This is a genomic window from Neorhodopirellula pilleata, assembly GCF_007859915.1.
Classification (GTDB): domain Bacteria; phylum Planctomycetota; class Planctomycetia; order Pirellulales; family Pirellulaceae; genus Rhodopirellula; species Rhodopirellula pilleata.
In genome coordinates this window covers 279,673-305,628 of record NZ_SJPM01000007.1, presented here as the reverse complement: position 1 = coordinate 305,628, position 25,956 = coordinate 279,673, and the positions used below count along the sequence as shown (strand labels likewise).

Genomic DNA, 25,956 nt, shown 5'->3' with positions numbered 1-25,956 from the left:
GATCAATAGCCGATCGGCTTCCAAAATGAGCGGAACGGTTGGCGACGCCGAAGATGAGAGCCATTGGAACGTCGCACATCGTCCGACGCTTTCCAGTCCGTCGCGGTGGGAGGATACGATGCCATTTCGCGAGCCGGCAATGGCATCGTGCTCTGTCCGGCCAACGTATTCAGATCGGCGTCTTTGTCCCAACCCACGCCATAGAGTATGAAGTCACGACGCACCGAGTCGCGTTCGGGTTCATCATCTTGGACGGCCTCGAACCGCAATCGGATTTCGTCGCCGCCGCTAATCACGACCATCCGATCGTCCCACTCTTCAAGCAATGACTCGACCGGACCGACGGTGGTCAATGCTCCGGTTAGCGGCGGCCAACGTGGTTGGTCATCGGCAGATTCGTAGTCGTAGCTTTCGGCTTGCCGATCACCGGGGTGGATTCGGCGAGAAAACCCGTGCCAGGCGACTTCGGCGGACAACAGCGGTAACGGTGTGTTCCGGACGGTCGAATCGACCTCGCTAGCTTCGGCTTTCGTCCTCACGCTCACGCGGGCGGCGTCCCAATAAATTTGGTTCGTCGTTCGCACGCGTACCCGTCCGTCGTCGACGTTTACGTGAGGCGTGATGTCCACGACGATCGTCTTGTTCTTGCCACCTGGAAAACCGATGAACGGATCGGCCACCCGCCATCGACCAGCTTCATCCGGGACGAGCAGAGACGGCGGTTCAGGCGATGGTAACTCGGGATTCTGGTCGATCTGGATATTCAACGACGTGTCCGTCGGCAGGATCCAACCGGTCAGAACCAATTTGATCTCGACATCATCGGCTAACTTTCCGTTCGCAACGTGAGACGCAATTCGATCCGACAAATCCAATTCGATCCAGTGTGGAGGACACAAGCCTTGTCGATATCGACGATCGAAACCTTGAACATGTTCCCCATCGATTTCGCGAAGGGTTTCGGTCACGTCGCGACCCGACGTATCGATCGATGCGACCGCGGTCAATTCATCGATTTTGAACGCGTGAATCTTTGGCGACGCGATGGACGCCGGCCCTACCTTTTCATTGGTGTGGATTTCAATGTCAACGGGATGGTCGACCGCCGTCAGTTTCAATTCGTCGAAATACGCGACCTCCCAAAGCTCTTCGGTGATGCGCAGATCATAGGCTCCATCGTGCGGAGAAAGATAATCGCCGTCGATCTTCAAATGTTCCCACGGTCGATCGGGAACCACGACGCCGGGACTGACTTGCAAACCCAACGGTGCCGCCCATAGGCAATCGGTCACGAATTCAAAACGCTCGCCGTTGAACGCGTAGAGATAAGGGCATGATCCTTTGAGCGTTTGCTCTTCTTCCAAAAGGACACCTGGCGAGACGTCGGCGACTGTTTGCGTCAATCCGTTGGGAAAGATCACACGTAGGTTGGGATCGGCCGTGATCCCGTCAATTCCGATATGGGTGCTCGGCTCGGTGATGATTCGCGATCGGTAGTACGGACCGAACCGCAACTCGAGGACAGATCCGACGGCATAGTGATTGACACGGCCGCTATTGGCGTTGTTGTCGTCGATTCCTTTGAATCGGATCTCGATCGCTTGGCCCACGTCGGGCGTTCGGTTCATCGCCGCGTGCGCCGTGCGAGACGCCGAGGCGGTACCACCGACCCCGGCAAGATCGAGCACGCGGTCGTCGTCGAAGTCGGCAACAAGCCATGGCGTGATCACATCGTCGATCTGTATCGCTTGCGGGACGACTTTATCAAACCCATTCAAGACCACATCGAGTGAGAAACAAGCTAGACCCCCAGGTACTCGACGGATCGCTTCAAAAAATCCATCGTTGTCCAAGTCCGCGACGATCGTGTGGGCAGCCAGTGGAACATCCGATTGGGTTGAGGATGCTTTTTTGGGGATCGCTTTCTTCCATTCGAGCGACTTGGTCCGGACGACTTTCCATTGTCCGACGTCGACGGTTTTAGTCTGCACGATCTTGGCTTGCTCGGGTGAACTGACGACCAAATCCCACGAGACGTTTCCGTCGAGATCTTCGACGGCGATCGAATCGGCTCCGGCGATTGTGGGGATCTCATCGAGGTATTTGAATCGGAACTGCAGATGCAACAAGTTTTCGATCAAACCGGTCTTGCCTGATCGCGAATGCACCGTCACAACATCCAAGTCCAAATCCCGATCCAAATCCGCGATCGCCAAATCGACGGGTGGATCGTCCGCCTCCCAGCTTGTCGCTTGCAACACCTCCGGTGCAAGGGCAAAGAACGTTCGGTTGCCGCGATTGACCATCATCGCCAGCCCGGTTTGGGTGGCCACGATTAAATCCAAGTCGCCGTCGCCTTCCAAATCACCCGCCGTCATGGCGGTGACGTTCGAAAGGGACTCCAAACCGGTTTCTTCGGTAATGACCGACAACGTCATTGAATCCGAAGTGTCGGCGGGCTTGTCATCGGCATTTGCAGAACTGCGCGGGTCGACGGCAATTAGTTTCACTCCGCCGTCCCCGTAGACGATCAAACTCTGGATCGTGTTGTGTTGGTTCGACGCCGTTGACTGACGAATCCGCCCGGCCGAACTCGAGTCGACCACGAACAAATCAGCCGTCATCATCGAGTTCCAAACTCCATCAAGTTGCAACGACGCGGAGGCTTCGAATTGCTTCGAGGTCGCGTCCCACAGAAAGAGTTGAAGCAATGATTGGTTTTCGGGACCTTGACTCAAACACACCAAGTCTTCGTCGAAATCCAGATCCGCGTCGATGGCGGTCATCGCGACGATCTCATTATTGAGATCTGCGCCGCTGATCGATTGGGTATCTAAAACGATCGGTTGCAAGGCATCGTCGATCGGCGACGCGTTGGAAAGCTCCCCCGCGATTCTCGACAAAGATTCAAAGCTGACCAAGTCCAGCGGATGCGGTGAAGCCCGACGGCGGTCGGCCTTAATCAGTTCGGTCGAATTGAGCAGATTGAACCATAGGAGCATTTGGTTTTCAGCGGCTTCGAATTCGCCGCCCTCAACGGACGCGACGATTTCATCGATCAACGTTTGGGGAGTCTTGCCGATCGCGGCGGTTTGACGAGCCAGCGTCGGTTCGATCGCCTTGGCCAAGGAGGCCGTTCGACGGATTGATTCGATCGCTTGCTCGGATCGATTCGCGAGCGATAACTGCGCCGCCCGCAACGCTAGATAGAGATTGTTCGGCCGCAAATCGGAAAGCTTGACCATCGCGGTGGCGGCGGGATCAAGCAACTCTTTCGGGAACCCCTTGATCGGATCTTCCAAGACGTCGATCAAGGTGGTCATCGGTCCGGCCAACAAGATCAACCGATCTCCGCGACCTGTATCCCGCGTCAACGCGTCGATTTGTTGAACCAATCGCTGGAAGACATCACGTCGAATCGATTTCGTCATCGACGCGGGCAATAGCGAGGCCTCGCGAAGGTCGATTCGGGTCGCCATCCAAGTCGCCAGGAATGAGTCGCCATGGGCGTTCTGGTAATCTTGGATCGCTTGACGCGCCGCCGCAATCAAGTCGGGCAATTGACGCCGGGCTTCGGTCTTCTCTTCCGGCTTTGCCGATGCGTCACCTGCTGTCGTCGCAAGTTCATCTACGAATAAGACTAGGTTCAAGGCTCGATTGAGTGCCACCGACGTATCATCCGGAGTCGTTTCGAACAACACATCCCAAGCGGGTCGAGCCTCGGACACCTTTAAGTTGTCCATCGCCGCCAATGCGACGCGATGGACGGCGAGCCGTTGCTCCAAGGGCGATCTTGTCGAACCATCGCTCCCGCCACCGCGCTGATCGGCACGCTCGGCCATCCACCAAAAAATGGTCGGCGGTAGCAAGATGACGAGAGCGAGCAGCACAAACCAGCGTTTCATATTCGATCATTTTCGTTTTGAGAAGCGTTGCGACGCATCCAATCCGCCGCATCGGTGATTTTAGGCGACAAACCGCCCGGCGTAACCGGAGTGACGTCCGATTGTTTGCCCGCCGACGCTCGCGAGGCTGAAATTTTTTATCAGGCTTGGCGTCACCACCCCACAGCGTCGCCGAAGCGAGTAAACTTCTCTCTCCTACCACGGCGAAGCCAGATTTCGTCGTCTCTCCCGCCCAATCATTTCGATACATGAATCACCTACCCAAACCCGCCACTCGCCGAGTGCTCGCCACCGCTGTCGTTTTGTCGCTGGTCGTCGGCCAGTACGTTTGGTTGCCCCACTCGCCCCAAGCCGCCGACGCCGCCAAAGCAGCCAAGGCAACCAGCCAACCGATCCAACCCGCTCGTTTCGTCCGTATCGAGCTGCCCGGCAAGCAACGCATTTTGACGCTCGCCGAAGTCGAGGTCATTAGCGGCGGCAAGAACGTCGCCCGCGCCGGCACGGCGACTCAGTCCAGCACCAGCCACGGCGGGGTTGCCGCGCGCGCCATCGACGGAAATAAGGACGCCGATTACAGCAAGAACGGGCAAACCCATACCGAGAACGGTGGAACCACCAACCCTTGGTGGGAATTGGATCTCGGCTCCCCGGTCAAGATCGACCGGATCGGTATCTGGAACCGCGAGGGATTTGAGAGCCGGCTGGATCAGTTCACCGTTCAACTGCTCGACGCGGATCGCAAAGTCGTATTGGAATCAACCAAGATCGCGGCACCTCAGGTCATGGCGATTGACGTAAGTAACGGCGGCAAACCGAACTACTTCACCTTCGACGGGAAACCCGGCGAACCGGCGGCAAAGAGCAAGCCCAAGAAATCTGGGCCAGCATCCAACGAACCTGAATTGTTCGATGTACCGTCGGACTACCGCGATCCACCCAAGTTCACGTTCGAAAACAACGATGTAATCGCGATTCTCGGCAATGGTCTTTCCGATCGGATGCAACACGATGGTTGGATGGAAACGCTGCTGCAAAGCCAACTCACCGGAAAGAATGTCCGATTCCGGAACATGAGCGTCAGCGGCGATCGACCCGACTCGTTCCCACGCAGTCAAGGCGCGACGTCGATCACCGATTACTTGCGACACGTCCAAGCCGACGCCGTGTTCGCGTTCTTCGGTTACAACGAGTCCTTCGAAGGCATCAAGAACGCCGCAAAACATCAACAACGATTGATTGAGTTCGTCGAGAAAACACGCGGTTCTCGAGCCAACGGAGAATCGTTTCCGCGCATCGTCTTGTTCAGCCCGATCGCCCACGAATCCACCGGCAACCGTAACTTCCCCAACGGTCGTCAACACAATTTTCAATTGGAAGCCTACACCGACGCCACCCGCGCGGCCGCCGAACAAGCGGGCGTTGGTTTCGTCGATCTGTTTCATCCTTCGCTGCAAATGTTTGAACGGTCCAGCGAGCCGTTGACGATCAACGGCGTTCACTTGACCAGCGAAGGCAACCGACAATTGGCCGAAATCATCGCCGCCGAACTGCTGGGCCAACCCGTTCGCGCGACTGCCTCATGGGAACCGCTCCGACAAGCCGTCTTGGACAAAAACGATCACTGGCAAAACCGCTATCGCTCCCGCGACGGCAACGACGTGTGGGGTTCGCGTTCGACGCTGACGTTCGTCAACAATCAATCCAACGCTGTCGTCTTGCAACACGAGCAAACGATGCTCGACGTCATGACCGCCAACCGTGACGAAAAAATCTGGGCGGTCGCTCAAGGTAGTGATCGAACGGTCGACGACAGCAACGTGCCTCCGCCCGTCGAAGTCATCTCCAACGTCGGCGGCGGCAGCAAGAGTTCCAACGCCGGTAAAGAAGGACGTCTCGAATACATCAGCGGTGAGCAAGCCATCGAGCACATGGCCGTCGCCGACGGATTCGAAGTCAACCTGTTCGCCGACGAATCGCAGTTCCCCGAACTGGTCAACCCCGTTCAAATGCAATTCGACACGAAGGGACGTTTGTGGGTTGCCGCCTGGCCGACCTATCCGAAGTGGGAGCCGCTCAAGGAAATGAATGACGCCTTGTTGATCGTTCACGACGACGACAACGACGGCAAAGCCGACCGAACGACGGAATTCGCCCGCGTCCAAAACCCGCTCGGGTTCGAGTTTTGGAACGGAGGTGTGATCGTCACATGCGCTCCCGAACTGTTGTTTCTCAAGGACACCGACGGGGACGATGTCGCTGATCAAAAAATCATACTGTTACAGGGTCTCGACGACTCCGACACGCACCACGCCGCGAATAACCTGATCTATGGTCCCGACGGGGCGATCTATTGGCAAAGTGGTATTTTCTTATCGCACAACCACGAACACCCCTGGGGACCGTCGCTGCAAACCGGTACCTCGGGAATGTATCGTTTCGATCCACGACGACACACAATCTCGCTGCACGCGACCAACTCGCCCAACCCTCACGGGATCGCCTTTGATCGTTGGGGATATCACTACGCCACCGACGGTACCGGAGGACGAGCCTACCAGGTTCGTCCGTCTGATGATGGCTTCAAGATGCACGAACTACTCAAAAAAGAAGTCCGGCCGGTCGCCGCGAGCGAAGTCGTCAGCAGCACTCATTTCCCCGAATCGATGCAAAACGATTTCTTGATTTGCAACGTGATCGGATTTTTGGGAATCAAGCACTATGATCTCGCACGAAACGCCGACGGTGGAACCGTTTGGGGCGAACCCGCCGGCGATGACCTGACCGTCGAAATCATCAATGCCGACGGAAGCCGTTCCCAAGACCGCTCACGAGGATTGATGATGAGCGGCGATAAGAACTTCCGCCCCACCGACGCGATCTTCGCGCCCGACGGATCTCTCTACATCAGCGATTGGCACAACGCGATCATCGGACACATGCAGCACAACGTCCGTGACCCCAATCGCGATCATCAACACGGACGCATCTATCGTATGACCGCCGTCGGTCGTCCACTTCAAGAACCCGTCGCCATCGACGGTCAACCGATCGAAGCGTTGTTGAAGAATCTCGAGTCGCCCGTCGACGGCGTCCGGCACCGCACGCGGGTCGAACTGAGCGAACGTGATTCAGTCGCGGTTCTCGCCGCCGCCGCCAAATGGATGAAGTCGTTCGATCCGAACAATCTTGATGATTCACACCATTTGTTAGAAGCCTTGTGGTTACACCAACAACACAACGCCAAGAACTTCGACTTGCTCAACCAGCTCTTGCAATCACCCGACCTGCACGTGCGAGTCGCCGCGAACACGGTGAAGCATTTATGGACCGTCGTCGAAAAGAACATGCGTGGTGGCGTCATCGCCGATGCTGCGGAAGCTGTCGCGATGCCATCCGGGATCCTCACCGACACTCCCGAACTGACCACGATCCGAATCGCAACGATTCGTGAACGGATGCGTTACGACGTCGACGAGTTGGTCGTCACGCCAGGTAAGAAGATTCAACTCACGTTCGCCAATCCCGACTTCATGCCTCACAACATCCTGTTGGTCAATCCAGGTAAAGCGGACGAGGTCGGACTCAAAGCCATTGAACTCGGTGCGGGTGGCTTTTCCGTCGATTATGTTCCGCAAAGTGACGAGATCATTTGGGCCAGCAAGCTCGTCGATCATGGACAAGAAGAGACCATCGAGTTCACCGCACCGACCACCGAAGGCGCTTACCCATATATTTGTTCCTTCCCCGGTCACCACATGCTGATGCGTGGAATGATGTACGTCACCAATGATCTCGAAAAACTCAAAGCGTCGATGCCCGAAGCGACCGCACCGATGACGCAGTGGACCGTTCCTGATCTGGAAGCGGACCTCAGCCGAGTGGCAACCGGGCGAGATCTGAATCGCGGCAAACTGCTCTTCACGACGTTGGCGTGTGCCCAGTGCCACCAGCTCAACCCGAACGAACTTGGCCCCTGTTTGGCCGTCGGTCCGCCGATCAGCGAAACGGTGACGAAGTACCAAGGCGACGTGAAGAAGATTCTGTTGTCGATCATCGAACCATCGCAACAAATCGAAGAGAAGTACAAGACCGTGTTGTTCGAGTTCGAAGACGACGTCTATATCAGTGGCAACATCGTCGCCGAAGACGATGAGTCCGTCACGATCCAATCCGGTATGAATCAAGGTGGAGCCAAAAAGCTCGACAAGAAATTGATTCTCTCTCGCACCCCGTCGGCGGTTTCGATCATGCCCCAGGGATTGCTGAACACGTTGGATAAAGAACAGATCCTCGACCTACTCGCCTATGTGTTAGCCTCCGGCAACGCCCAGCAAAGCGAGTAACCGTTCCATCGTTTGTCATGCATGCCGGGTCGTAGCGAATGCGAAGACCCGGCTCGCCACGGAAATCGGCGGTGCTCCTAAACGGAAAGTTACCGAGAACGTAAATGCCGAAACCCAACGATCGAATCGCCCGGCCTCAGTCCGGCATCGGGCGTTTCATGTGTTCGTAGGCTTTCGGCGTGGCCAATCGACCGCGTCGGGTGCGGACGAGCAACTCGCTACGTAGTAAAAACGGTTCGACTTCGTCTTCGAGCGTGTCGCCGCTGACGTTCATCGTGTGGGCGATCGCGTCGAGCCCGGCGGGCCCGCCGAGGAACACTCGCATCAGTGTGTCGAGATAGTTGCGATCTTGTTTATCTAAACCAAGTTCGTCGATCCCGATCATGTCCAAGGCCGCGCGGGTGATGTTGCGATCAAAATTTCCGTCAGCTTTGCTTTGGGCATAATCCCTCACCCACAACAGCCGATTGTTGGCTAAACGCGGAGTGCTGCGACTGCGGTCGGCGATCAAATCCGCCGTCCCATCGTCAACCTTGATCGACAACTTGACCGCGTTTCGCCGGACAATTTCGGCCAGCTCGGCGCGGGTGTACCAACCCAGATGTTCACGGATTTGAAATCGATCGCGGAGCGGAGCGCTGAGCATCCCCGCCCGAGTGGTCGCACCGATCAACGTGAACGGCCGAAGTTCCAAGTTCAATGTGCGGGCGTTGACCCCGTCGCCCAAAACCACGTCGATGCGAAAATCCTCCATCGCCGTGTAAAGGTACTCCTCGACCGCTTTGGGAACCCGGTGGATTTCGTCGATGAACAGCACCGACCCTTCGGAAACGTTGGTCAGGTAGGGCAATAAATCCTTCGGCGCACGCAGCCCGGCCCCGTTGGCCATTTGAACGGTTGTGTTCATTTCGGCAGGGATCACGGTGGCGAACGTGGTTTTGCCCAGACCGGGCGGCCCGTCGAATAGGATGTGTCCGAGCGGTTCGCCTCGCGAGGTGGCGGCGTCGATCGCAATCTTCAGACGCTCGATCACGTCGCGTTGCCCGACCATTTCATCCATCCGCCGGGGACGCAATCTCCCGTCGGCGTCGGGGCGTGGCTTGGTCGCGTCGCTGCTGGGAAATCCGTCGTCCCCGTTATCGGGCGGGTCGCCGGGATTTTGATTCATCTCCACCCCCATATCGGGTTTCGATTGCTGGTAAATTGCTTCTCGTGCCATGTTGAATTCTCAAACCGTCCGCTGATTTCGTAAACCGCCCCGTTTTTGCCAAACTCCCTTTCGTCTGCCTCTCGCCAGACCGCTCGAATCGCTACTGTAACCTTTCAAACCGGCTGAGCGTAGTTCAATCTGTCGTCCCCCCCTCCCGTGATTTCGTCCCGTGATTTCATTGATTGCCGCATCCGCATCGATAACACCCCCAACTCGAACATGAACGCCCCGAACCCGTCCGAGACCCCATCGCCGCCGGTCGACTTGACCGAAGCGGACGTGATCACCCGATATGAACCGTACTTGCGGATGCTCGCCCGGACCCACATGCGGACCGCCTACCAAGCCAAGCTGGGCGCTTCGGACATCGTTCAACAAGCCATGATGCAGGCCATCGGGGCGATCGATCAATTTCGCGGCGGCACCGAAGCCGAACTGCGAGGGTGGTTGCGGCAAATTCTCGTTCGGCAAATCTGTCACCTCGACCGCGACATGCACCGCGACAAACGCGACGTCCGCCGCGAACAATCGATGGAACAAAAACTCACCCAGTCGTCGATGCGATTGGAAGGCTTGCTCGCCGCCGATCAGGCCACGCCCAGCCAAGTGGCCGTCGTCGGCGAGAATCTCTCAACGCTCGTCGAGGCCGTCGAGCGTTTGCCCGACGCCCAACGCGTGGCGATCGAGCTGCATTATCTCGAAGGCATGAAATTGGCCGAGGTGGCCGAGGCGTTAGGCAAAACCACCGGCGCAGTCGCCGGATTGCTGCATCGAGGCATGAAACAATTGCGGGCGGACATGAACCAAGCCAGCACCCGAAAAGGCTTTCGCATGCCGGGGAACCCTCCCTCGGCCACGACGGATACCGATTTGTAATCAGGAGAATGATCGAGCATGGATGAAAAGCCACAGGACGAACTGCCAGAAGAAGATCGGCAAACAGACGTCGAGATCCAAGACGAGGAACTCGAAGGTGAGCTCGTCCAAGACGAGAACTTCGAAGACGACGAGGATGCCTTTTCGCTCGAAGAACTCGGGGCCGCTTACCAACACATCGTCGCCCAGTCCGAATCCGACGACGGCGGGCCCGCGATCTCGACCGGTGAAGTCTTGCAACGCGAACAGCTCCTGGCGGCGCAAGCCAAGGCCAAAGCGGACGCCGACGCGCTCGCGGCTGAGGCGGAAACTGAACACGAAGGCGATGATGAGGACATTGATTGGGACGCCGACGGGCTGGCCGCCGATTCGCGATCCGTTGAAGAAACCGCCACGCCCGAAGCGATCATCGAAGCGGCACTGTTCGTCGGACAGCCCTCTGGTGAACCGGTCTCGGCCACCCGGTTGGCATCGATCATGAGAGACATGACACCCGACGAAGTGACCGAGATCATCCAACGGCTCAACGCCTCCTACCGCGAGTTGCGACAGGGAATCCGGATCGCCCAAGATGACGTGGGTTTTCGCATGATCGTGGCCCCCGAGGCGGAATCGATGCGGCACGTCTTTACCGGAAAGGTCCGCGAAACACGACTGAATCAAAGTTCGATCGAGGTGTTGTCGTTGGTCGCCTATCAACCCGGGATCACCGCCCAACAATGCACGGACTTGCGGGGTCGCGATAGTGGTTCGTTGTTGAATCAAATGGTTCGGCGACGGTTAATCGAAATGAAACGAGAACCCGAACAACGCGACCCGCCCGAACGAAACACGGCCGACGACGGAGATTCGGACGCGAATCCGGATCGAAAGAAAGCGAAACCCAAACCCAAACTGGTTTCGCGATACTACCCGGCCGAGCGACTGCTGGTTTTATTGGGGCTGGAATCGCTCGAAGACCTCCCACAGGTCGAAGAAACGCACCTTGAATGACTTGGACTTGAACAAAGTTGACTGGAATGAACTGGATCCGAACCCTCCGCCAAAAATGGGACGATTGGTGTGGCGATCACGAGATGGAAAACTCGATCCGAAAACATCTCACCCAAAACGGCTATTTCGGCTCGTCGGCCAAGTTTCAAGCCGTGCGTTTGGTCGCCGTGCAACGCCCCGGATGGCTGCAACTTTACCGATTCGAGGTCACCGCCCGGGTCGATCCGCAAGTTCCCGACAACGCCCCGACGCCCGAACCGGAATACCGACAACTGTTCGGTTTGGTCCGCGAGGATTACCGTCACAATCAAAGCAACGTCCGTGTATTCACCGATGAACACGAGCGAAAGGCCCTGTTTCTACAATGGAGCGACGGATTAATTTGCTTGCGGGGAGCCAAGGGGCTCGTTAGTTCGTAGACTGTTTAGCCGATGAGCGTTAGCCCCGGTTCAAACCATCTCAACCGCGGCTAACCCTCGCACAGGTTCATGCCCTTTATACCTTTCCAACCACCATCCACCTGACCATCATGACGAACTTAGGTATGACACGTTTCTTGATCCTGCTGACGGCTTTGGCCGGCACCGCTCCGCTGTCAGGTGTCGCTCAAGAAAAGCCGAGTGATCCACTCGCGACCGCGACCGCCGCCGAGGTCGATCCGGCCCGCGAGGGTGAGTTGTTGTCCAACACCCGCTTGCTGACGTTCGAGGGAAAACGAGCCGGCGAAGGCTATTTCAGCCAAGACGGTTCGCGGATGATTTTTCAAAGCGAACGCGATCCGGCGAATCCGTTCTACCAGATCTATCTGATGGATCTGGAAACCGGCGATTTGCAAAAAATCAGCCCCGGTTACGGCAAGACAACGTGTGGTTGGATTCATCCGAGCGGCGAGTTGGCGTTGTTCGCGAGCACCCATGAGGACGAACAAGCCAAAGCGAAACAGGACGAGGAACTCGAACTACGGGCCACCGGTAAGCAACGACGATACAGTTGGGACTATGACCCGAACTACGAAATCTACTCGGCCGATTTGGACGAAGTCACCGGTGAATCGACGGCCGGTCTGACGCGACTGACCGAGGCGGAGGGCTACGACGCCGAAGCCAGTTACAGCCCCGACGGTAAACAGATCGTGTTCGCGTCCAACCGCGAAGCCTACTCACGCGAGCTTTCGGAAAAGGAACGCGAGCAATTCGAGATCGATCCGGCGTTCATGATCGATCTGTACATCATGGACGCCGACGGCACCAACGTTCGCCGTTTAACGAATGAGCCGGGATACGACGGCGGCCCGTTCTTTTCACCCGACGGACAAAAGATCTGTTGGCGTCGGTTCGCCCCCGACGGCGCGACGGCAGAAATTTTCACGATGAACGTTGACGGTTCGAACGTGCAGCGTCTGACGAGTTTGTCCGCGATGAGTTGGGCTCCGTTCTTTCATCCCAGCGGCGACTATTTGATCTTCACGACCAACCGACACGGGTTCGCCAATTTTGAACTTTATCTCGTCCGCGCCGACGGCACCGGTGAGCCGGTTCGCGTGACGACGACGCCGGGGTTCGATGGCTTGCCGGTGTTCTTGCCCGGTGGCGAACAACTCTCCTGGACCAGCACCCGCGTGCTAGCCGCCGATGGCACGATCGCCATGGAGAACGACGAACCGAAGAAAGGCACGTCACAGATTTACCTAGCCGATTTTAATGACGCCAAAGCGAGAGAATTGCTGGGGCTCGATCAAACAAGCAGCGATACCACCCAAGACGCGGCCATCGCGCTCGAGTCGGTACAAGCGACTGCACCGGAGTACCGCGATCGCGACGTGATGCGACACGTCGATTACCTGACCCGTCCCGAACTGGGCGGCCGGATGACCGGCACCGATGGCGAGAAACGGGCGACCGCTTACGTGGCGGCATACTTGGAATCGCTCGGTTTCGAACCGGCCGGTGCCGATGGAACGTTTTTCCACGAATTCGAATTTCCGGCCGGCTCCACGTTGGGTGCGAAGAACGAATTTCAAGTTGCCTTGAGCGGCGAGAAAACCATTTCGCCCGAATTGGGAAAGGACTGGACCCCATTGTCGTTTTCGCAAACCGGCGAGATTGAATCGAGCGAAGTCGTGTTCGCCGGTTACGGCTTGCAAGTTCCCGGCGACGACGAGGTGGACGAGTACGACAGCTACGTACACTTGGACGTTTCGGATAAGTGGGTGATGGTTTTCCGAGATCTGCCACAGGACATCACTCCGGAACAGCGACAACGGATGGCCCGCTACGGTTCCCCACGTCGCAAAGCGACGATCGCTAGAGACCAGGGGGCTCGCGGGATTCTGTTTGTCGCCGGACCGACCAGTCAGGTGTCTCGGGAATTGGTGCGATTCGATTCCGACGGTTCGCAAGCTCAAGTTAGCATCGCCGCCGTGTCGATCAGCAACGAAGTGGCGGGCCGAATCATGGCCACCAAGGGAGAGGACTTGGGCGAAATCCAAAAAGGTCTCGACGACGGTTCGCTCGCGATGGGCATTGCCATCGATGCGGTCAAGATCGGTGCCAACATCGAAATCATCCGCAATCAAGGAACCGGTCGCAACGTGGTCGCACGTTTGCCCGCCGGTGACACGCCTGGATATCCCGCCGTGATGGTCGGCGCGCACATCGACCACCTCGGACGCGGCGGCAGCAACTCGTTAGCTCGCAACGAAGAGGAGGGACAAGTCCACGTCGGGGCCGACGACAACGCCAGCGGCGTGGCGGCGATGCTCGAGATCGCCCAAGCAATCGCCGCCGATCGTCGTTCGGGCAAACTCAAGATGAAACGTGATTTGATCGTCGCGGGCTGGAGCGGTGAGGAGTTAGGCTTGTTCGGATCGCAAGCCTACGTGGACGAGTTCACGACTCTTTACCCGGACGCACCGGTCACGCCCGTGGACGAGGACGCCGTCGCGATGGCTCACGCGCACGGAATGACCCCCGACGCGGCTTCGCTCGGAGATGCGATCGCGGTTTACTTGAACCTCGACATGGTCGGGCGTTTGCAAGACAAGCTCATCGTCCAAGGCATCGGGTCATCGCCGGGGTTCGCCGGCGAAGTCGGACGTCGCAATGTGCCGGTCGGTTTGCCGATTCAATTGGACAAGACCAGCACACGTTTGCCGACCGATGCGTCCGCGTTCGTTGCTCGCAACGTACCGATCCTGTCGGCGTTCACGGGTGCCCACGAAGACTACCACACGCCTCGGGACACGCCGGATAAGTTGAACTATCCCGCCGCCGCCAAGATCGCCCGTTTGTTCGGGTTGCTGACGCGTGGTTTCTTGACGGCCGACCAACCACCACCGTTCGAACTCGACGAAGGCCAATCTCAACAAGAAGTTCCACGAGCGCGATTGACCGCCTATTTGGGAACGATCCCCGACTACGCCGCTGGCGAAGTCAAAGGTCTGAAGCTCAGCGGCGTGGCTGCCGACGGTCCCGCCGCTCAGGCCGGTGTTCAAGGTGGCGACGTGATCGTGGAATTGGCCGGTCGCAAGATCGAGGATATCTACGATTACACTTACGCGATCGAAGCACTCAAGATCGGTGAAGAGGTCTCGATCGTAGTCGATCGAGGTTCCGAGAAAGTCAAACTTTCCATCACGCCGGGTTCACGGGATTGATCGCTGATGACGACCCAGGACCAAACACTCGAAACGCCCGACGGTCGTTCCCTGTTCCTTCGCTGCGAAGGCGACCCTTCGGCGGCATTGGCGTTCGTCGTCGTCCACGGCTTGGGTGAACACTCCGGCTGCTACGACGATTTTATCGAGCGCATGACGGCGCGGGGACGCGGCGTATTGATTTACGATCAACACGGACATGGGCAAAGTCCCGGTCGACGCGGCGACGCACCCGATTTTGAAACGCTGGTCAATGACATCGCCGTCGCACTGGAGTTCGCAGCCAAGCATTTCGCGCAAGCTGAGATCGTCTTGTTGGGGCACAGCATGGGCGGCAACCTGGTGCTGAATCACTTGCTCGATCGCGACCATGAATACGTTCGCCGGGCGGTCGTGACCAATCCGATGATCTTGCCACCCGACCCGCCCACGAGGCCCCAAGCCTTCGCGGCTTGGTTGACCGGAAAATTGATCCCGAGGTTGCGTTTTTCCGCTTCGATCGAGCCGACCCAATTGACGCAAGATCCAGAAATGCTGCGTGAGCTCGCCGACGACGACTTGATGCATGAAAAGTTAGCCGTCGGCATCGGCAGCCAACTGATCAACCAAGGACTATGGTTGATCGACCATGCTGACAAATTGAACATCGATCTGCTCGTCTTGACCGGCAGTGACGATGAACTGTGCGACACCGAATCGACGGAACAGTTTGTCGAAAAAGCCGGATCAGGGTGTCGGCACATCGAGTTCGCCGGTCTGCGTCATTCCTTGCTCGTCGAATCCGAACGCGATCAGGTTTATCGAGCCATCGAAGATTGGCTCCAGTCGATGTAGGAAGGTAAAAAACCTTGTAGTTTTTTCCGAAATCGCGGCAACTCGGAGGGCCGCCGAAACTATCGCGAAAATCACAACTCCTTGCCTAGAAACGACTTGCATTTTATTTTTGATGAGGCCCCGATTGTTTGGCACTCTCGTTGCGATAGGTATCTTTCGTTGCCAACGATGGCAACCCCCGCCTAGTCACCCTATTCGCAAGCAAGACCTCGTTCCTGTCCTCAACGGATCGGCAACTGGGACCCCAAAGGAGAATGCCATGTTGGTTCTAACCCGAAAAATCGACGAACAAATCAAGATCGGCGACGACATCACGATCACCATTATCAAGCTTCGTAACAACCAAATCCGCATCGGCATCGACGCCCCCCGCGATGTCCGCGTCCTGCGTGGCGAGTTGGAAGCCGCTATTGAGGTGAACGCCGGAAGTGAATCGAAAACGGGAAAACCGGCGGCCTCGGAGATTCGCAATGACGTGGTCGACGGTCTGATGTCGGCCGACGAAATGATCGCGCAAGGCCGGTCAGAAGCGAGCGAAGTTGCAGACGCTCCGGAAGCACCAGCCGCGAAGGTTCAGATCATCTCGGGCAAGATCCGCAAGTCCCATGATCGCGTCACCGCTATGCGAGCCCCGCTCTCAGACTTTTTCAGCGCCACATGAATCAAATGAACATCGTGGGAAGCGATATGACATCAAAGGTAACCTAAGAGCCGATCCCTCCAACCGGTGATGCACTCATATTGGCCACGGTGGTGAAGGATCGGTGTTCGTCAATTTGCTCCATTAACCCGGTGGAAAATCGCACCGGGGAATGCAACGCACAGCAGGCGGGGTATGGACCGAACTCCAAGCCGAATTCGAAGTGAGTCCATACCCCGGCATGAGCCTCCCGCACCAAAATCTAGCGACGATGGCGGTGCCACTGTTGGGTGGCACCATTGAGGTCTACTATGTCATGCACCATAAAAGAAGGAGCGAGCTGACAGACGCCAGAGCGAAGGCAAGCAAATCGCTGGAGAGGTATTTTGCAAGTACTTTCATGTCTCAATACCGCGAGCCCCCTGTGCGATAACGGCCGCGTTGACCGAGCAACGCCATTGTGGTTTCCATTCCAAAACGCCCGATGCGTTGCTTCGGTCCAACGCATGGTTCGTCGCTACTACGTCAAACGGCGGGCTGGCGTCGCTTCTTATCGTACCACACGGCGTCGGGTCAGTCGTCACTGTCGCTGATACAGGTCCACATCATCTCGTACTCACGATCGTCATCAGAACCGAATGTCCCATCCTCACCGGCGCTCACCCAGGCCATCGTTCGACCAGGGCTGTCTAGCTGTCTCACAGCAATAGGATGCTCCCATGCATCAAGACCGGAGCGTAACATTCGAGTGCCGTATTCATATGTATGTGGTGTGAGCCAATCTGGTCTTTCCCAATTCGTTTGCGAAACGAACTCCTGGAGGTCGCGTAGGGTCTGTGGGGACTCACCGCGTTCACGATCGAAATCCAGCGACGCTTCCTGGCACACGCGAAGCAACACGTCGGTCTGAGCAGGGCGAGCATCATGCCCATGAGAGCAGCCAGTGTTGGCCGCGAAAGCGATCAGGGTGAATGCACATTCGAGGCGCAGCATCGACACGGTCCAGAAATTCGATACGGTGTAATCATCTAACCAAAAGAGTGCAAGCATCAGATGTCGACGAACGACGGCAGTAACCGAGCGGCGACGAAAGATTCTCAATTGCAACACCGCTCGACTTCGCCGCTTCGCGCGAGTAGACCGAGGTTTTTCGGATGTAGGATACGCTTTGTGTTCCCTGTTTGCCACTCGTTTCCGATTCTGTGGTGTCACAATATTTGATCCATAGCCAATTGACCCGCGGTCCCTCCCAGAACCGGACTTGCGCCGTTAACGCATCCGGCTCCCCACCAACACCAACATGCCAAGGCATGCTGCGAATCCGATGAGAGTGATCCATCATCCGACACTGAGTTCGGAGGGTCTCCCGATGGACCGCGTGTTGGCTCGGCCGCCTTCCCTGCACCGGCATTACCCGGCTTCGATTCACTCGATTGGTCTTCCAGCTTCAACGGTACTATGCATCCTTCGGACTCCCTGAGTGCCATTTGCCTCCGTCTCCTCTGCGGATTCTCGGGCATACTCGCCTGCTCATGATTGGTCTTCATCTTCAGGAAAGAACCTCAGGGCCTCACTGGTTACCTCGACGACGTTATGTGTAACGCGAATGGGCCTTCGACTCCGGGTTTCCTCGATTCAATCACCGTTAGCGTGAACCGAAGTATTGCCTTCCAGCATGCAAAGACCTTGGGCAGGATCCAACAGAAACCATGTTCTCGGAGCTAAATACCGTTCAGGGCGGGGCGCAACCCCTTTACCTTTCATCCTCACTACCTTTCTGTGTACGCTTCAACCGGCGACTTCGGCGATACGCCTTACACGCAAGCTGCAACACTCTATACTGGGCCAGTGGCTAGCAGTTACCCAGGCGGGAGTCCCACCCGCTCGTCTTCGAACTATTTCCAGTCCGCACGTGCATGTCATGGTTCTGCCTTTCTTGGGACAGGTTTACGTCGGCATTGTAAATCCGCATGACCACGAAAATCAATCCAAGCGTCCACGCCCGCATCTCGGACATTTGAACGGACGTAGAGGCAAGACGAATATGTTGTGAATGATCCAGAAAAACAGAAACACGCCGCCAGTGACGAGAGTCAGTATTGCACCAACGGTGACCGAAATATTCGGCTTAGAATGGAGAGTGTATCGACGGCATGTCTTGCAGTATCGGGCACGCAGCAGCACCATCGCAGTGAACTACGATTCGCGAGTGAACAGAGTATCAAACAGTTCACGACATTTGGCCAAACCTTCCGGCGTCAGCACGACAGATTTCGCCATACCCACCGGATCATGAATCATCCCCTTGTCGTGAAGTCTGCCGAGTGCGTCCCAATCGTGCCCCTTCCATGCACGAGCACCGTATTCGTTTTCGTCGTGAAGGGTCAATGCGAGGAGCGCCAACACCGCGTCGTCAATCTTGTCGATGTCATTCTTCATTGGGATTCAAATTTGAGTGCCGCGAGCACAGATGCGATTCAATGGCAGAACGAATCCGTCACCGGGCACGGAGAGAAAGCTTTCCATTTGTGAAACCTTGCAAGCCGTGCTCCGTGTGCACGGCGTGGTTACATGATTCATCAATTGATTCAACGCCTGAGAATCAAGTCTCGAACTTCCGTGCATGCATCACTTGACTTGGCGTTCAATGCTATCGCGACGACCAAGTTCCGTCCAGGAACAACGTAGAGTGCCGAGTAATACATACCGTTAGTTCCGGTGTGAGAATGGAGTTCGCCTTGAGCCCAGTCGGGGCTGGAAATCTCCCATCCCAAGCCATAGTTATGCTTCAATTGATCTGTATGCAATCTAACAAATGTTGCATGTGATAAAAGTTGTGAGACCGGCGGGCGATAACGCAGGTGCAAGTGTCCGAACGTTGCAAGGTCAGTCACATTGCAATGTACACGGCTGGAAGGGCCCATGCATGGCGCGTTATCTGCAGTTGCTCGCGCAGGCTTCATTTCTGGACCGAGCCCGATGTGCCCACGAGGTTGATCAATTTCAGTGGTACTAGATGGTGGTCCAAACCCAGCCGATTGCATTGCCAGTGGTTGAAAAATCAATTCCGTCATCATGTCCTCCCACGATTCGCCTGTCGCAGCCTCCGCCATGGCTGCAGCTACGCAAAACCCGAAATTTGCATAAACGTATTTGCCTCCAAGTGGAGCGACGGGCGGTTGCTGTAGAACTATTGTAACCATCTGTTCGCGTTGGTCTTTAATATCACCCTTCAGTGCGCTAATGGCTGAATTAAGTTCAGAACTTTGACTTCGGTCGCTGGGCAAACCAGACCTATGCAAAAGCAAGTGTTCGATCGTTGCGTCTGCATACTCAGGTCGAATCTTCTCGAGCAAATCAGGAAACGCTTGCGATACTGACGTATCCCAACGTAGTTTTCCGCGATCAACGAGCATGCCAATTAGCATGGACGTCATCGGTTTGGAGATAGATCCGTGATGAAACTTGTCGTCCAATGTGACGGCTGCATTAGAATTCAGTTCACGCAAACCGACAGCTCCAGCAGCGACCAACTGATTGCCCTGAACGACGGCCACAGCCATTCCTGGGATTTGGTGTTTACGTCGGACGGTTTCAAGCATGTCATTCAATGACGTCACGTTCGCGCGCCGTAGCAATGACATTGGAGTAGACGAACGATCCTTTTTAATTTGAGACTTGCGAAGCTCGCTCTGGCGCTCCTGAACGTACGCAAGGTCAGACTTGGAAATCTTGGTCAAAGCGACGGTGATGATCTCGCCATTCGCCTTGCGGAGACATAGAACACGTCCCTTCAATTCAATGAACTCGGCGTCGACGGAGAATGACCCGTCGGCACTGGTCCAAGTGCGGCTTTCGAATGCTGCGTCTTGTGCAATGGAGACTATTGGCGAACACAGCGCTACCGAAGTGCAAAGCAGTAGAATGTTCTTTAACATGTATATTGTTTGGTGTAACGGATAGTTGGCATGTTCATGTAACGACCGCCGTCACCGGGCGGCGAGAGTAAAACTAACCATCAGGAAACGCGCGGAAGCCGATCCGGTGCACGGAATGGCTATCGCAAATGTCAATCGGTCATTTGGAAATAGAGGACTGCGTTGGTCTCATCAACAAAGATCATTGGGCGATGAGACCAATTCCCGTCCGCGGGTTCGTATAGTGTACCAACAGCATTGGGTGGAGGCAGCATCCAGTCAGCGTTTCCATTGTAGAACTCAGAATTGCGTTTTACATCGTGTTCGTCGAATGGAGATCGGACATTTGCCGTTGCCTTGTATCCGGGACGATCCCAACGAGCATCGAATTCAGAAATGGCATGAGCGTGCAGATCGACAACTGGGGCTTCAAATCGATACATTCGAAGCCGACCGCCCATGCCGACAGATGCTCGGAGAAATCTTATTCTAGTCGCCGAATCGGGTAGCGTGTGCGATATTGTGTATCCGATCGCTTGCGCAGTTGTATCAACGAAACCATCTGATTCGTCTACGCTCGGGCGTGTCATGTTAATGGTGAGCAGAAGAATGAACGCGACGTACAGCAGTCCAGCGCCGATTACGAAGCGGAAGAACCATTTCCAAATCGTGTTCAGCATAGGAGGCACTCTAACGCGATAACGTTACGCGTCACCGAGGACGGACGATTGATTTTCCATTGTGAATCCTCGCAAGCCGTCTTTCGGTGCACGGGATGGTTCCCTGCCGTCATAGCCAGTCACCGGATACGGACATGCCAGCCAAGAACGCTGAACCGAAGCAAAGCAGGAAGCAGTTTAATCCTGCCGCAATCGTAATCCAGCGGTGTCTTCGATTTGCAATCACTGCTGCCACCGCAGAAGCAAAGCATAGAAGTAGGGTGTATAGGATAACGTCGTCTTGCCAGCCGGGATACACGGATCGACGACTGTGGCGAAACACAACGCCCCATGCGAGGCAGAAGAAAGGCGTTACCGCCGGAATGGCAAGCCAATGAAGCCGGTCCCAGTCAAATGACGGTGAACCCAAGCCCGCTCGGAGGGAGAGCCATGCAAGCCAACCCGCGAGTGGAAGCGATACAGGGAATACGAAAAGCCATGACGTGAAAAGTTGATACAACATATCCAAGAGCCCCGGAACGAATCGCGGTCGAGCAACGAGACCGGCAGCGACAAGTGCGATTGTCGGTACGAGAGCCACGGAGATTGCCAGCCATCGGTATGAGCGACCAGCTGCCGAATGCGTAGTCGCTTCGGTCTCCGATGGTGGTGTGTACGGATCGATTTGGGAATCCATTTCAGTCAGGGAACGCGAGCCGCCACCTAGGGCGGACGATTGAGTTTCCATTTGTAAAACCGCGCAAGCCGTCCTTAGGTGCACGGCCTGGTTCTGGCTTTCGTTCGTGCTCGTGCTCAGCACCGCGGTGCTCGTGCTCGTAATCGATCGCCACCAGATAGTTGTACGATGGCTCTTTGACCCCGTCAAACTTGATCGCCATCCGAGTCAACATCGAGACGACTCGTTTGAGCTTCAGCTTCATGTCACGGCTTGTCTTGTTATCCAATCCACAGGACACAGCGAGCACATCTTGGATCGCAGCGCATTCAAACGCTGACCCGCGAGCGATGTCGAGAAAACGAGCACGATCCTTCAAGCTTCGTTTGCCGTTGCCCTCGGCGATGTTGAGCGGAATGGATTGCGCCGCGCGAAGCCATTGGTCGCGGGCGTGGCGATGCAAGCCGCTCAGCGTTTTGGAAATCTCGAAAGCCGCGGAAACATACTCGATGGACAGACGGTAAACGTCGAGTCGATCGTGGTCAAAGATTGGATCGTTAATCAAAGCCCCTTTTCGATTACGAGCACGAGCACCGTTTCACTGAGCACGAGCACGATGGGCACTTTGTGCCAGAACGAGGTAATCATCCCCGGTTGTTCCGGAGATAAGGGCGCGGGAAGGGTGTTATCACTGGGTGTGCCTTCGGCTTCCTGGATGACAGATGGGGTGTTATCGCCGGTTGCATGAGGACTTATCTCCCGGTGGCCGGAATTATCGCCGGGTCGGTCGGGACGCCAATATGTGGCCTCCCCGATGGTGGGTCAAGCAATTTTTTGAAAGACAATTTGGTGTTGGGTTGGCCTTCTTCAGGGTCGTGCGAAGAATCGACCCCGTAGTGCGGTGATCCGTCGGAAACACGGCAGAAACCTCGCTTCCTAGAGCCTTTGAGATGGAAGTCTCTGGAAGTGTGTTTGATAGTGCGTTCGACGCGGTGAAGCGGGTCGCTGGAGAGGGACGTGGTTGTCGTTGATGATCACGGATGACGGGATGGAGTCGATTGTGTACGGACGGTTCATCCACACGAAGCTAGAAGCGTTGGCGAGGGCGGAAAAAATCAAGCAGATGTGCCAAGGGGAAAGGCAAGCAGATCCCGACGGTATTGAGCGAACTGGAGATCGAACGCATTTTCTCGCAACTCAAGGGCGTTCACTTGGTGATCGGCAAGTTGCTCTACGGCAGTGGTATGCGAATCAGCGAGGCTCTGCGGCTGCGAATGAAGGATCTCGATTTCGATCGCCGAGTGATCGAGGTGCACACTTCGAAGGGGGACAAGAGTCGGTTCGTGCCGATGCCCGAAGGCGTGGTCGCCGATCTTAAAATTTGGATGGAATTTTGCACGCATTGAACCGGCCCGACGTGAAATTGGTCAGCCCGTTGGATCGGCTCAGCGGTGTCGATTCAGCGGTGTCGATTCAGCGGAGTCGGTTCGAGTGCGTCTACATCAGTTATCGCCGCTTTTTGTGTTTTTTGACCGCATTGGATACAAGCCCGACGCGCGAGTTTTGAAGTTGCGATTTTTTCGTAACCCGCTGCGTAAGCGAGGGATAATTGATATTGACTCATCCCTCGCTTACGCGTCGGGTTACGATAAACCAATGCCACAGGCAAAAGTGCAACTTCAAAACGCGCGAGCGAGGGAGTTCGTTCCAAACCTCTCAATGCCAGCGAACCCACTCGCTTGCGCGTCGGGCTTGTATGTTTGAGGCGTAGCCGCCTTGCCTGATATGTCCCGCTCCGTGAAAATGCGAAGTTGGTACTTGTTTTCCGACTTGTCAAAGATTCTTTCCATGGCTGCTCAGCCGATCAGTTCTGAACAAATGCGATGCGGCATTGAAGAAGCCAAGAGCCGCATTGCGGAGAATTGGCATGAGGTGCGAGCGAGCGTCGCGGACGCCGCGCGGGCGGCCGGTCGCGATGCTGATTCGGTTCGGATCGTCGGCGTTGCCAAGTACGTCGACGCCACGATCACGCAATGGTTGGTCGATGCGGGTTGCGTTGAATTAGGAGAGAACCGTCCTCAATCGCTGATTGAGAAATCTGGGGTCCTTGATGGTCCGATCCGCTGGCATCAGATCGGACATTTGCAACGAAACAAAGTTCGGCGATTGCTCTCGGCCGAGCCGGTCATCCATTCCGTTGACAGTCAGCGGTTGCTGGACGAAATTCATTGCGAAGCGAGTCAACAAGCCCGAAGCGTCGATGTGTTGATCGAGGTGAATGTGAGCGACGAGGACGCCAAGACGGGATTGCCGATCGAGCAAGCCGAAGCGGTCTTGCGGCAACTCGTCGAATCACGGGATTCGCAATCCGGTGAGCCGGGGGCCCGCATCATCGGCTTGATGGCGATGGCGGGTTGGGGCACGACGCCGGATCAAGCTCAACGGCAGTTCGCAAAACTTCGCGGTTTGCGAGATCAGTTGCAAACGGCGGTCGGAATTCCCTTGCCCGAACTTTCAATGGGGATGAGCGGCGACTACCCCGCGGCGATTGCCGAAGGCGCGACGTTGGTGAGGATCGGATCAAGTCTATTTTCAGGTGTATTGCCGTAAAAACCCCAGTTCATCCGAATCAATTCGACCCTCCCCCGCACGTCGAGTGTCGTTCAGGTTATCATAACGCGTGTTTTCCTGTTTTCCCTCAACCTTTCCCACAGCTCTGAAGTCAATGCCTGTCCGTCCAAAACAATCAGCCGATCGTCGTCAATTTCTCGCCATCGCCGCTGCCGGAATCGGCTCGGTCGCAATGCCTTCGATCGTTCGCGCCGCCTCGCCCAACGAACAAGTCCGAATCGCCATCCTGGGTGCCGGCGGGCGCGGTGGCGAGTTGGCTAACGCGATCAACCAAGTCAAGCAAACCAAGTTGGTCATGGTCGCCGATCCGGATCAAGGCCGTACTCAATCGCTCGCGTCAAAATACCAAGCGACGGCCGTTACAGACCTGCGGGAAGCCCTCGATTCGCCCGACGTCGATGCCGTCGTGATCACGACGTGCAATCATTGGCACTGCCTCGCCGCGATTTGGGCGATCGAAGCGGGCAAGGATGTTTATGTGGAGAAACCACTTTCGCATTCCCAATGGGAAGGTCGCCAAGTTGTCCTCGCGGCAAAGAAAGCGGGACGGATCGTTCAGTTGGGCACGCAACAACGCAGCGATCCGATTCAAATGCAAGCACGAGATTTTCTTCACAACGAAAAGGCTCTCGGCGAAGTCCTCTATGTACAAGCGAACCGATTGGGTACTCGCGGTTCGATCGGCAAACGTGATACGCCGCTTCCGATTCCCAAGGAAGTCAATTACGACTTGTGGCTCGGCCCCGCGGCCGATGAACCGATCTATCGCAATAGCTTCCATTACGATTGGCACTGGGATTGGAATACCGGCAGCGGCGAAATGGGGAACTGGGGAGTTCACATTCTCGACGACGTTCGCAACGTGGCCTACCAAGATAAAGTCTCCACCCCCACGCGGATGATCGCCGGCGGTGGTCGGATCGGTTGGAACGACGCCGGACAAACGCCGAACTTGCACTTCGCCCTGTTTGAAACAGAATCGTTTCCGACGTTGATCGCGCTGAGCAATTTGCCCGCACATCCAGGCAAGAAAGGCAACTGGCCCGCCAAAGGCGACAAGGCGGTCACCGCGCCGGGCAGTGGTTACGCGGTCGTCTGCGAAGGCGGCTATTACTTGGGCCAACGTGGCAGCGGACACGCGGTCGATACCGCCGGCAAGTCGATCAAGAAATTCAAAGCGAACGTCAATACCGTGCCTGCCCACATGGAAAATTTTGCCGTCGCGGTGCAGACCCGTAACGCCGACATGCTCAACGCCCCGATCGAAAACGGTCACCACAGTACCGGTTGGTGCAACCTCGCCAACGTCGCGTTCCGCGCCGGCGGGGCGTTCGATCGCGAACAACTCACCAGCGGCGTCGAACTGTCGCAGTGGTCGTCGATGCTCGACGACATGCTCGCTCCGCTGAGTAACCATGGCGCGTCGGTCGAGGACCTGAAATCCAGTCCGATGTTGACTCACGACCCGACGACCGAACGATTTGTCGGGGAGCACGCCGAGCTGGCCAATCCGTTCATCAAGCGTGAATACCGGGCTGGTTACGAAATCAAACCGGTTGCCTAACGGCATGTTGATTGAGTCTGCGTCATTATCCGACGCGTGAGTTTTGAAATTGC

The 25,956-nt window shown here is 56.3% G+C and carries 17 protein-coding genes; 10 read left to right on the top strand and 7 right to left on the bottom strand.

The window, feature by feature from the left end:
* Positions 1 to 2: 2 nt before the first annotated feature.
* Positions 3 to 3,905: an FG-GAP-like repeat-containing protein gene (locus tag Pla100_RS17810; protein WP_146579041.1), complete on the bottom strand. Its 3,903-nt coding sequence runs from the start codon at positions 3,903 to 3,905 to the stop codon at positions 3 to 5.
* Positions 3,906 to 4,153: 248 nt separating this feature from the next.
* Between Pla100_RS17810 and Pla100_RS17805 the strand changes: the two genes are divergently transcribed.
* On the top strand, positions 4,154 to 8,248 hold the full coding sequence (locus Pla100_RS17805; RefSeq protein ID WP_146579040.1) for a PVC-type heme-binding CxxCH protein: 4,095 nt from the start codon (positions 4,154 to 4,156) through the stop codon (positions 8,246 to 8,248).
* 136 nt (positions 8,249 to 8,384) lie between these two features.
* Here Pla100_RS17805 and ruvB read toward each other — a convergent pair whose 3' ends face one another.
* Positions 8,385 to 9,467 carry a Holliday junction branch migration DNA helicase RuvB gene (gene ruvB, locus Pla100_RS17800; protein WP_146579039.1) on the bottom strand — a complete coding sequence of 361 codons (1,083 nt, stop codon included), beginning with the start codon at positions 9,465 to 9,467 and terminating at the stop codon, positions 8,385 to 8,387.
* Between the two features lie 210 nt (positions 9,468 to 9,677).
* Between ruvB and Pla100_RS17795 the strand changes: the two genes are divergently transcribed.
* From Pla100_RS17795 to csrA, 6 genes are all read left to right on the top strand, one after another.
* A complete protein-coding gene (locus Pla100_RS17795; protein ID WP_146579038.1) occupies positions 9,678 to 10,334 on the top strand; it encodes a sigma-70 family RNA polymerase sigma factor in 657 nt (218 codons plus the stop codon).
* An 18-nt stretch (positions 10,335 to 10,352) separates the two neighbouring features.
* Positions 10,353 to 11,327, top strand: coding sequence for an SMC-Scp complex subunit ScpB (locus Pla100_RS17790; protein ID WP_146579037.1), 975 nt, complete (start codon positions 10,353 to 10,355; stop codon positions 11,325 to 11,327).
* Between the two features lie 26 nt (positions 11,328 to 11,353).
* A complete protein-coding gene (locus tag Pla100_RS17785; protein ID WP_146579036.1) occupies positions 11,354 to 11,746 on the top strand; it encodes a hypothetical protein in 393 nt (130 codons plus the stop codon).
* Between the two features lie 125 nt (positions 11,747 to 11,871).
* The gene (locus tag Pla100_RS17780; protein WP_231603170.1) at positions 11,872 to 14,982 is read left to right on the top strand and encodes a M28 family peptidase; all 3,111 of its coding nucleotides are present in this window, start codon (positions 11,872 to 11,874) and stop codon (positions 14,980 to 14,982) included.
* A gap of 6 nt (positions 14,983 to 14,988) precedes the next feature.
* Complete coding sequence (locus Pla100_RS17775) at positions 14,989 to 15,816, top strand: alpha/beta hydrolase (protein ID WP_146579034.1); 828 nt, start codon at positions 14,989 to 14,991, stop codon at positions 15,814 to 15,816.
* Positions 15,817 to 16,075: 259 nt separating this feature from the next.
* Positions 16,076 to 16,477, top strand: a complete 402-nt coding sequence (csrA, locus tag Pla100_RS17770) for a carbon storage regulator CsrA (RefSeq protein WP_146579033.1) — start codon at positions 16,076 to 16,078, stop codon at positions 16,475 to 16,477.
* Positions 16,478 to 17,029: 552 nt separating this feature from the next.
* Here csrA and Pla100_RS17765 read toward each other — a convergent pair.
* The 5 genes from Pla100_RS17765 to Pla100_RS17745 all read right to left on the bottom strand — a co-directional run bounded on the left by Pla100_RS17765 (position 17,030) and on the right by Pla100_RS17745 (position 22,273).
* Positions 17,030 to 17,563: a hypothetical protein gene (locus Pla100_RS17765; protein WP_146579032.1), complete on the bottom strand. Its 534-nt coding sequence runs from the start codon at positions 17,561 to 17,563 to the stop codon at positions 17,030 to 17,032.
* A gap of 1,089 nt (positions 17,564 to 18,652) precedes the next feature.
* Positions 18,653 to 18,895 carry a DUF6429 family protein gene (locus Pla100_RS17760; RefSeq protein WP_146579031.1) on the bottom strand — a complete coding sequence of 81 codons (243 nt, stop codon included), beginning with the start codon at positions 18,893 to 18,895 and terminating at the stop codon, positions 18,653 to 18,655.
* 149 nt (positions 18,896 to 19,044) lie between these two features.
* Positions 19,045 to 20,394: a serine hydrolase gene (locus Pla100_RS17755; protein WP_146579030.1), complete on the bottom strand. Its 1,350-nt coding sequence runs from the start codon at positions 20,392 to 20,394 to the stop codon at positions 19,045 to 19,047.
* 131 nt (positions 20,395 to 20,525) lie between these two features.
* A complete protein-coding gene (locus tag Pla100_RS17750; protein ID WP_146579029.1) occupies positions 20,526 to 21,053 on the bottom strand; it encodes a hypothetical protein in 528 nt (175 codons plus the stop codon).
* Positions 21,054 to 21,730: 677 nt separating this feature from the next.
* Entirely contained in the window at positions 21,731 to 22,273 is a 543-nt protein-coding gene (locus Pla100_RS17745; RefSeq protein WP_231603169.1) for a four helix bundle protein, read from the bottom strand.
* 595 nt (positions 22,274 to 22,868) lie between these two features.
* Between Pla100_RS17745 and Pla100_RS17740 the strand changes: the two genes are divergently transcribed.
* From Pla100_RS17740 to Pla100_RS17730, 3 genes are all read left to right on the top strand, one after another.
* The gene (locus tag Pla100_RS17740; protein ID WP_231603168.1) at positions 22,869 to 23,114 is read left to right on the top strand and encodes a tyrosine-type recombinase/integrase; all 246 of its coding nucleotides are present in this window, start codon (positions 22,869 to 22,871) and stop codon (positions 23,112 to 23,114) included.
* 442 nt (positions 23,115 to 23,556) lie between these two features.
* A complete protein-coding gene (locus tag Pla100_RS17735) occupies positions 23,557 to 24,318 on the top strand; it encodes a YggS family pyridoxal phosphate-dependent enzyme (protein WP_146579028.1) in 762 nt (253 codons plus the stop codon).
* Positions 24,319 to 24,433: 115 nt separating this feature from the next.
* Positions 24,434 to 25,903, top strand: coding sequence for a Gfo/Idh/MocA family protein (locus tag Pla100_RS17730; protein WP_146579027.1), 1,470 nt, complete (start codon positions 24,434 to 24,436; stop codon positions 25,901 to 25,903).
* The last annotated feature ends 53 nt before the right edge of the window (positions 25,904 to 25,956 follow it).

Excerpts from the sequence above, each read along its gene's own strand:
- Pla100_RS17810 (WP_146579041.1), bottom strand. The coding sequence starts at position 3,905 with ATGAAACGCTGGTTTGTGCTGCTCGCTCTCGTCATCTTGCTACCGCCG.
- Pla100_RS17805 (WP_146579040.1), top strand. The coding sequence starts at position 4,154 with ATGAATCACCTACCCAAACCCGCCACTCGCCGAGTGCTCGCCACCGCT.
- ruvB (WP_146579039.1), bottom strand. The coding sequence starts at position 9,467 with ATGGCACGAGAAGCAATTTACCAGCAATCGAAACCCGATATGGGGGTG.
- Pla100_RS17795 (WP_146579038.1), top strand. The coding sequence starts at position 9,678 with ATGAACGCCCCGAACCCGTCCGAGACCCCATCGCCGCCGGTCGACTTG.
- Pla100_RS17790 (WP_146579037.1), top strand. The coding sequence starts at position 10,353 with ATGGATGAAAAGCCACAGGACGAACTGCCAGAAGAAGATCGGCAAACA.
- Pla100_RS17785 (WP_146579036.1), top strand. The coding sequence starts at position 11,354 with ATGAACTGGATCCGAACCCTCCGCCAAAAATGGGACGATTGGTGTGGC.
- Pla100_RS17780 (WP_231603170.1), top strand. The coding sequence starts at position 11,872 with ATGACACGTTTCTTGATCCTGCTGACGGCTTTGGCCGGCACCGCTCCG.
- Pla100_RS17775 (WP_146579034.1), top strand. The coding sequence starts at position 14,989 with ATGACGACCCAGGACCAAACACTCGAAACGCCCGACGGTCGTTCCCTG.
- csrA (WP_146579033.1), top strand. The coding sequence starts at position 16,076 with ATGTTGGTTCTAACCCGAAAAATCGACGAACAAATCAAGATCGGCGAC.
- Pla100_RS17760 (WP_146579031.1), bottom strand. The coding sequence starts at position 18,895 with ATGAAGAATGACATCGACAAGATTGACGACGCGGTGTTGGCGCTCCTC.
- Pla100_RS17755 (WP_146579030.1), bottom strand. The coding sequence starts at position 20,394 with ATGTTAAAGAACATTCTACTGCTTTGCACTTCGGTAGCGCTGTGTTCG.
- Pla100_RS17750 (WP_146579029.1), bottom strand. The coding sequence starts at position 21,053 with ATGCTGAACACGATTTGGAAATGGTTCTTCCGCTTCGTAATCGGCGCT.
- Pla100_RS17735 (WP_146579028.1), top strand. The coding sequence starts at position 23,557 with ATGGCTGCTCAGCCGATCAGTTCTGAACAAATGCGATGCGGCATTGAA.
- Pla100_RS17730 (WP_146579027.1), top strand. The coding sequence starts at position 24,434 with ATGCCTGTCCGTCCAAAACAATCAGCCGATCGTCGTCAATTTCTCGCC.